1 protein-coding gene is annotated in these 610 nt (G+C 68.0%); it reads right to left on the bottom strand.

The features are described from left to right. A partial coding sequence (locus tag BIV03_RS17090; protein ID WP_254790944.1) for a glutamate--tRNA ligase occupies positions 1–610 on the bottom strand: 610 nt, incomplete at both ends.

The raw sequence follows: 610 nt of genomic DNA, 5'->3' as shown, positions 1-610 counted from the left end.
CGGAAGTCGTCGGCGTCCAGCAGGCGGATGTGGTCACCGTTGATCGCCTCGGCCTTCTTGTGGTCGAAGCGCGCGGGGTTCGGGTTGACGTCGGAGACCTCGAACGCCTGGACCATCTCGTCGACCGTGAACACGTCGCGGTCCGGACCGATCGACCACCCGAGCAGCGCGAGGTAGTTGACGAGCCCCTCGGGGATCATCCCGGCGGCACGGTGGTGGAACAGGTTCGACTCGGGGTCGCGCTTCGAGAGCTTCTTGTTGCCCTCCCCCATGACGTACGGCAGGTGCCCGAACACCGGGATGAACTCGGCGAGGCCGACCTCGTACAGGGCCTCGTACAGGGCGATCTGGCGTGGCGTCGACGACAGGAGGTCCTCGCCGCGGAGCACGTGCGTCACGCCCATCAGCGCGTCGTCCACCGGGTTGGTGAAGGTGTACAGCGGCTTGCCGTTCGGCCGGACGACCACGAAGTCCGGGAAGGTGCCCTGCTTGAAGGTGATCTCACCGCGCACGAGGTCCTCGAAGCTCAGGTCGCGGTCGGGCACGCGCAGCCGCAGTGCCGGCTCACGCCCCTGGTCGCGGAAGGCCTGGCGCTCGGCGTCGGTGAGGT

The sequence above is a fragment of the Curtobacterium sp. MCBA15_016 genome, from assembly GCF_001865105.1.
Lineage (GTDB): Bacteria > Actinomycetota > Actinomycetes > Actinomycetales > Microbacteriaceae > Curtobacterium.
This window is presented reverse-complemented; position numbering and strand designations above follow the sequence as displayed.